Annotated in this window: 5 protein-coding genes and 1 pseudogene; 1 reads left to right on the forward strand and 5 read right to left on the reverse strand. The window is 49.8% G+C overall.

From position 1 onward, the window contains the following. Position 1: 1 nt before the first annotated feature. The 5 genes from AC1DPK_RS14160 to AC1DPK_RS14180 all read right to left on the reverse strand — a co-directional run bounded on the left by AC1DPK_RS14160 (position 2) and on the right by AC1DPK_RS14180 (position 6,419). The gene (locus tag AC1DPK_RS14160) at positions 2-1,531 is read right to left on the reverse strand and encodes an extracellular solute-binding protein (protein ID WP_477510707.1); all 1,530 of its coding nucleotides are present in this window, start codon (positions 1,529-1,531) and stop codon (positions 2-4) included. A gap of 480 nt (positions 1,532-2,011) precedes the next feature. Continuing rightward, positions 2,012-2,893, reverse strand: coding sequence for a sugar phosphate isomerase/epimerase family protein (locus AC1DPK_RS14165; protein ID WP_477510708.1), 882 nt, complete (start codon positions 2,891-2,893; stop codon positions 2,012-2,014). Between the two features lie 18 nt (positions 2,894-2,911). Beyond that, a complete protein-coding gene (locus AC1DPK_RS14170; RefSeq protein ID WP_339204799.1) occupies positions 2,912-3,976 on the reverse strand; it encodes a Gfo/Idh/MocA family protein in 1,065 nt (354 codons plus the stop codon). A 30-nt stretch (positions 3,977-4,006) separates the two neighbouring features. Next, on the reverse strand, positions 4,007-5,581 hold the full coding sequence (locus AC1DPK_RS14175; RefSeq protein WP_477510709.1) for an FAD-dependent oxidoreductase: 1,575 nt from the start codon (positions 5,579-5,581) through the stop codon (positions 4,007-4,009). 19 nt (positions 5,582-5,600) lie between these two features. Continuing rightward, positions 5,601-6,419 (reverse strand): sugar phosphate isomerase/epimerase family protein, encoded by an 819-nt coding sequence (locus tag AC1DPK_RS14180; RefSeq protein WP_477510710.1) that lies wholly within the window; start codon positions 6,417-6,419, stop codon positions 5,601-5,603. Positions 6,420-7,093: 674 nt separating this feature from the next. Here AC1DPK_RS14180 and AC1DPK_RS14185 point away from each other — a divergent pair. After that, positions 7,094-7,299, forward strand: a pseudogene (locus tag AC1DPK_RS14185) (transposase); the annotation flags it as partial. Between the last annotated feature and the right edge of the window lie 25 nt (positions 7,300-7,324).

Raw genomic sequence — 7,324 nt, forward strand, 5'->3', positions numbered from 1 at the left:
CTTATCTCCCCCCTCCGGCGCTCAAGCGGGCTTCGTACCATTGATTAACTTCCGCTGTAACCTCTGCGCCACCCTCGCGGTACCACTCCTCCACAAAGCTGTCGAACTCATCCAGCGAAACGATGCCCATCACGATTTGTGTAAAAATGCTCTCAAGCTCCTCTAAATGTCCGGCATACTTGCTCATCGCCGGTGTCGGAATTCCGAAAAATTCGTTTTTTATTAAATTTTGTTCAATCATCTGCAAATTATCGTATAAGTGAAAGTCGCCGAGCGAATCCAACCGAGCCTTAGCCATAACAGGATCAATGACATCGACGAGCGACTGGTAGATGCCCCTGTACAAATGCTTGTCATGCTCTACAAAATCGGTGACCATTTTCCCATTTTTCATCGACCAAATCTTGCCTTCAAAACCAAGCTTCAACGTCTCCCTGCCCTCTCCCACGATGAAATTAAGCAGCTTTACCACTTCTTCGGGATGTTTCTTACCGACCGGCACCACGTTGTAACCGCGGATTAAATCCTTGTTATATACGCCGCTATGCCCCTCCGGTCCGATGGGATACTCCAGCGGAATCCATTCCGCCTTGGGATCTTTCTTTTTGCTTGCCGCAATGGGTCCGCGCGTATCGTACCAAGTCGCGGAAAACATGCCGACCTTTCCGTTCTCGATTTTTTCGATAAAGGCATTGTTGCGGTTAAGCGGGAATTCCGGATCAATCAGCCCTTCCCGGTAAAGCTTTGCCAGAAAAGCGAGCGCTTGCTTGGTCTCCGGCAGCGTGCTCCCATTAACCAGCTTTCCATCGCGCGCCACCCAAGAGTTTAATTGAACACCAAAAGCGCCAAAAAACGGCGCTGTCCGCCCCATGTCCTCGAGCAAAATAAGGCCCATCGTATCATTGAGCCCGTTCCGGTCAGGGTCTTCCTTTGCAAAGGCGCGCATGACTTCATAATATTCGTCCAGCGTCTTTGGCGGCTGCAGTCCTAGTTTATCGAGCCAATCCTTCCGCACATACATCAACTCGATGCCCTGCACGTCTGTTAAACTTGGAATGCCGTAAATTTTTCCATCGTAGCGCATTCGATCCCAAGCCTCTTCAGGAATAAACTTCTTCAGATCTTGCCCATATTCGTTAATATAGTCGTCAAGCGGCGTAAAAGCCCCTTTTTTGACATATTCGTCAAACCAAACCGGGTTGAAAGTGTGAATGAGATCTGGGAGATTTCCGGAAGCCATAATGACGTTTAGTTTCTCTTCATAAACTTCCTGAGGGGGAATATTGACCCGCAAATCCAGTCCTGTACGTTCCTTTATATAGTTTATATAAGGATTATCGTTTTCGTCTGAACCATCCGGGAATGTCATGCCCAAATCGTTAATGACCATCGAAATCGCGACGCGGCTCTGCGATGTGGGCAGCGGCTGACCAAGCTTCTCCCACTCGCTGCAGCTTGGCACCGTCGCAGCTACCATTAACAACGCTATTATCCGAACAATCAAACGACAGTTGAACCTTTTGCGCTCCATAGCTCCCCCTCCATCTTTTCCGGAATGCATCCGGCATTACTCCCTATTCAACTTCTCCTTCAAGCAAGCGCTAGACTGCGGTACATAACCAGCAAAAGCAGCCTCCTTCCCACCTACTCACTGTTATCTATCTAAATTATGTTAACTATAATAACACGAAATACAACTAATAAGAGTAGAAAGGCATAATGCATTAGACCAATCTTCTTTTCATGTCATTAAAGCGAACATACATTAAAGCGGTTGCATAAATAACAAGGTAATACGGATATCGCTATAGAATATACTTCCTATATTTTAGAATAAATAGAAGCGGCTGCCCTTATGGCTATTCGAACTTTGCAGGCTGTTAAGCCCATCCTATTCCAATAGCCGCTCCAGCAACCGCTTTACGTCCAATCCAGCAAATGTGAATAAATCTGTTATTTCCATTGTACTTCCAACAAGCGCCCGCTTAAATCTTAGATTCAATAACTGGGGCTAGCGGAAGCTCTTAATAAATTGAACCGCTTTGCGTATATCGGTCTCCGGCTGATCTCCAACTTCGCGTTCGATCGTCAGATAGCCATTATATCCAATCTCCTTTAACGCCGTAAAGTATCTGTCGAAATCAACATTCCCTTCGCCGAGCGGCAGCTCACGGAAAAATTGTCCCGAGCTCACCATCTCCGCAATTTTGGCATGATCCATCGGCTCATAGCCAAGCGCACCGTATACCATGCGAGGATCTACCACCTTGCGACGTATGCCGTCCTTGACATGGGTGTGAACGACGTAATCCTTAAGCAGGCGAACCCCTTCCGCTGGATCATCCCCCGTCACCATCACCATATTGGCAGGGTCAAAGTTGACAGATACCCCTCTGCCACCTAGCGTATCCAGAAAACCTTTCAGATGGGCCGCCGTCTCCGGGCCGGTCTCGATAGCGAAATAGGCCTTCATGCTATTGGCATATTCATTCAGCTCGCGGCAAGCCTCCTGCATAACAGCGAACACCTCTCCATCTTGGTCCTCCGGCACGATTCCGATGTGAGTCGTTACAATGGTCGTGCCGAGGTCCAGCGCCAAATCGAGAATCCGCTTTGATTTCTCCACTTTTTCCACGTTAACGGATTTATCCTGGAAGCCATGGCCGCCCAGGTCGCCGCATAACGCGCTGATTTCCAGCCCTAATGAATCGATATAAGCCTTCAGCTCCCTGCGGGCGGCAGCGCCGAGATTAACCGGGTCCATCTCGCCTGAAACGGCATAGATTTGCACCCCCTCCGCACCAACCTCCTTCGCCTTCTTCAGCCCTTCCTTAACGCCGACGCCAAAGCTGTCTACAATGACGCCTATAGGATTTCCGATATTTACAGACATGCCGATTCCACGCCTCCCCTAGTCGAAATGGATTTCCTTGCCTAGAGTCGCCGACTCGTACACGCCGCAAAGTATTTTCATGATTTCAACGCCGTCCTGCACCGGACTGATCGTGTTTTTCTTCCCTTGGCAAACTTCAACAAAGTAATTGATTTCGTCTTGGAAGCCCTGCACAAATTCGAATGAGAGATTGTCAATTTGCGGCGTGGCGTTCAGAATTGTGTCATACTTCTCTGTAATTAAAGTCAGCTCCGGCTCCAGCTCGACGCCGCCTTTCTCGCCATAGAGCTTTACCGTCAGCTCATCCTGCTTCGCATGCAGCGTAAAGCTGACATCAACCAGCAGCGACGCCCCGTTCTCAAAGCGTACCAGCGCATTGGCCATGTCCTCAACCGTGTTCAGTGCTGCATCATAATCGGCTGCCTTGTAGAACTTCAAGTTTTTCACATTGGAGCGGTTGCCTAAACGGTTGTAGGTGTTGCCGCTAATGGATTTAACTTTGGGCTTGCCCATCAAATACCAGCAAAGATCGATGACGTGAACGCCGATATCGATCAGCGGACCGCCGCCGGAGCGCTCCACATCAGCGAACCAGCCTCCAGGGTTGCCCAGCTTGCGTATGCATGAAGCTTTGGCATAATAAATCGGGCCGATTTCACCATTGTCCAAAAATGCTTTTACAATCCGCGTATTGGAGGCATAGCGGCGGACAAATCCTACCTGCAGCGTCTTGCCGGATTCCTTGACAGCCGCTTCAACCGCTCGTGCCTCCTCCACCGTTTTGCTAAGCGGCTTCTCGCAAAGCACATGCTTGCCTGCCTTCAGAGCGGCGATACTAATCTCCGCATGGGTGTTGTTCCAAGTACAGATGCTGACCGCATCAATATCGGGGTTCGCCAGCAGCTCGTTGTAGTCGGTGTAAACGTTAGGAATGTTATATTTCTCCGCCTTTGCCTTCGCCCGTTCTTCCTTCAAGTCGCAGACAGCGACCAGCACGGCATCCACGTTTTTGCTGTAGGAGCCAAAGTGCATTTCTGATATGGAGCCAGCTCCGATTACGCCAATTCGAATAGGATTGCTCATTGCGATTTTCTCCTCATTAGTTAATTTAATTTAAACTGCACGCAGCGAAGGCCATGCCAGCTCGATGCCCTCTGCAGCCAGAAACCTCTGGTAAGCGGCAAGCTCTGTCTCCGAAGAGCGGACATCGCTTGGCGTCAAGCCGCGATCCAAGCAGAAGCTAGCACAATAGCCCGCTGCCTCGCCAATATTCCATTCCACCGGATGAAGCCGGTAGCAGCCGTTTGTAATATGAGTGGTTCCGATATTTTTGCAAGCAGCAAGCAGATTGTTCACTCTTACCGGGATGAGACTGCCCAAAGGAATCTGGAACGGCAGCGACGATATATCAATATAGGGCTGATTTTCCGTGCTGGGATGCAGATCAATGCGGTAACAGCCGATGCCCACTGAATCCGAGAAATATTCCGCACGGCCGTCAGGACGGCTTTCCGTTGCAACATGCTGCTCCAGAATCGTAAACTCCGCCTTGATTCGGCGCGACTCCCGAACATACGGATACATGGCAAGCCCATCCTCTGTCCCCACCACATCGGGACGAAGCCTTAGCCCAGGGTAACCTTTCCCCCCATCCGGGCGAGGAGCCTCTGTCTGCATCCAATAAAGCAGCGACAGGCTGAGCTGCTTCGCCTCGTTTAAGTGACGCTCCCTATCTTCCGGCTTCACATCGATAATAGAGCCCAGCCAATAATCGTTCTGCGGCCAGTTGACCAGCGAAATAGAACTGTTGTAAGTCCCTTGAACGTAGTGCTCCTTCTCAGCGATTTGACGATATTTGAACAGCGAAAAAGCGCCTTCGCCAGGGAAAAGACCGTACTGAACCGGCTGCATCGTTGCCGGCTTGACACCGGTCCAGCTTAGCAGGCGATCCGGCCAGAAATCTGCCTTGTATTCCTTCCAGAAATCATAGAGCTCTGGCTTTGGAATCGTATGATCCTCGCCTTCCAGATAATCGATGGCGAAGCAATAGGTAAAGCCCTGCATATCTTGCGGCAGCGCCTCACCTTCTACAGCATGAGGCTCCCCTGTTTCTTCACGCGCTTCCGCGCCCGTAACGTATTCCACGCCGGCCAGTGGAAGCAGGTCGCCGCATTCCGTAGCGTCGAGAAAATATGGAGCCTTCAGCAGCACCGTATTTCCGCTGTCCAAGCTTTTAACCGTCACCGAGACGATGGCATCGCCATCACAATGGGCACTCACTGGAACGTGGCGGCGCAATATCGTCAGCTGCCCGCTATGTACATAAGGAGCAAGCTGACGCTCCAAAACGGCAAGCGCCGCGCGTGGCTCGTGACATAAACGGCTGACCGTACCGCCACCTGGGTTTAGCTGTTCGTTCTCCCGCGCCGCTGTCGTGAGTGGAAAGGCATCAAGGTAATAAGCGCGGATATCCTCGCGAAAGCGGCGATAGCTCCGGGTGCAGCCGAAGGACTCGATCCAGGGATGCTCGTCAGGCGGAACCGCCTGACTCGTTAATTGACCGCCGATCCAATCCGTCTCCTCCGTCATGATAACGGTTTTGCCCGACTTCRCCGCTGCCAGCGCCGCCGCAACTCCTCCCGTGCTTCCTCCTACAACTACGATGTCGGCCATTGCTTCTCGTTCCATGCACTTATCTCCTTTGGGGTTAAATAATGGTTGCAAAATAGTCATAGCTGCGCCGAATGCCTTCCGCCTCGCTGCCAACACCTTCATATTCAAGAACAAACGCTCCGCGGTATCCATTCTCCACCAGCTTGTTCACGATTTTCTCCAATTCAACATCGCCGTCTCCTAGGTTGATTCCTTCAAAAGCTTTGCCTCCGAGAGACTTATAGCGCCCGTCTTCACGCATTTCAAAATCCTTGAAATGAACATGCGAGACATAGGGGAGCAGCGTCTCAAGCGCGGCTGTCGGATGCTCGTCTACGAGCAGAAAATTGCCTGTGTCAAACGTGGATCGCAGAGCCGGAGAACCAACCCGATCGATGATCGTTTTGACCTGCTCGCCGCTTCCCGCTAACTTTCCGTGGTTTTCCAAACAGAGAACCAAGCCTTCCTTCTCAGCGACTGCAGCAGCTTCTTTCAGTCCATCGACAATCCAGTCCAGCGCTTCTTCGTAGGTTGCAATGTCGCTAAGGTTGCCGGAGAACACGCGGATGACGTTTGTTCCCAGTATCTTCGCAACAGGGTAGGCATCCGTAATCTCCTTCAGCGCCCCTGCTCTTTCCTCCTCGGTTGCCTTGACGAAATCATTGGCTACCGCGTAGCTGGACACCTTGATGCCATTATCTCTCACAAATGCAAGCACGCTTGGCAGTTCCTCCAGAACGTCCTTCCAGAACACATTCAACAGCTCGACATCCTCAATCCCTTCATCCTTGCAAAAGGATAGAAAATCCAGCACCTTCCATCCGTTTTCTCTCACGGTTCTGTGCATGCTCCACATGCTAAGTGACAGCTTCATTTTGCAACTCCCTCCATGCTCTGTTATGGCCTCGCTTTGTTGAAAGGCAACGCTATTGCTTACTGCGTACCACCATTGTAAAAGCTGCCATCCGGCATAAATAGAGTAGACCGATGACCATTTTTGGTAACTTGATGCGATTATCTCTCCATTCACTAAAAAAAGAATTGAAAGGTCCTTGCGCAGCCCTATTTGTTCGTAGTCGGCTTGTGCTATCCTGTATTTGCTGGCTACGCTCTCCAGCAGTCGAAACCAATGCGAAAGTTGAATAATTTAGATCTTATATAACTAAAAAAGGGGCTGTCTCAAAAGTCATTTTGCGATTTTTTGAGCACTACTTAGAACTTATTTTCATCGAGAAAAAGGACCTCAAGCTCCACTATACAGTGGAATTTGAAGTCCTTTCATTTGAAAACGGGGATGTTTCCCTGATGCAAAGACTTTTGCGGCAGCGCCTGCAGCATCTTCATCTAAGTGCAGAAATGCACTTATTTAACCAAATTTTCTTCAAATCTGATCAATTAGAGGTATTAGTACACCTATTTGCAACTTTCCAATCTTGTTTGTTAAAAACAGGTGCACTTTTACACTTATTTACTCTTACTATCGGTTCGCGCACATTACAATCATACGAGGATCATCGCCGATGCTGGATATGGTCAGTCTGAGTTATTATGCGCTACAAGCAGCAAGCAAGGGAAAAACTGAGCTGCGAGGAAGGATATTCGCTGTCGGTAAGACGAATGATTGAACCCGAAAGTATTTTAGGGCAGATAAAGAATAACCAAGGATTCCGGCGTTTCTGCTTCGCAGCTTACCTAAGGTAAGTCTGGAGGTCGGGTGGCTTTCGCTTGCCCATAATCCTATGAAGCAAGCATAGACCAGAATAGAAAAATAGCAGTACA

It is taken from the genome of Paenibacillus sp. 01T424 (genome assembly GCF_056398745.1).

Coding starts and splice junctions, on each gene's coding strand:
- AC1DPK_RS14180 (WP_477510710.1), bottom strand. CDS start 6,419: ATGAAGCTGTCACTTAGCATGTGGAGCATGCACAGAACCGTGAGAGAA.
- AC1DPK_RS14160 (WP_477510707.1), bottom strand. CDS start 1,531: ATGGAGCGCAAAAGGTTCAACTGTCGTTTGATTGTTCGGATAATAGCG.
- AC1DPK_RS14165 (WP_477510708.1), bottom strand. CDS start 2,893: ATGTCTGTAAATATCGGAAATCCTATAGGCGTCATTGTAGACAGCTTT.
- AC1DPK_RS14170 (WP_339204799.1), bottom strand. CDS start 3,976: ATGAGCAATCCTATTCGAATTGGCGTAATCGGAGCTGGCTCCATATCA.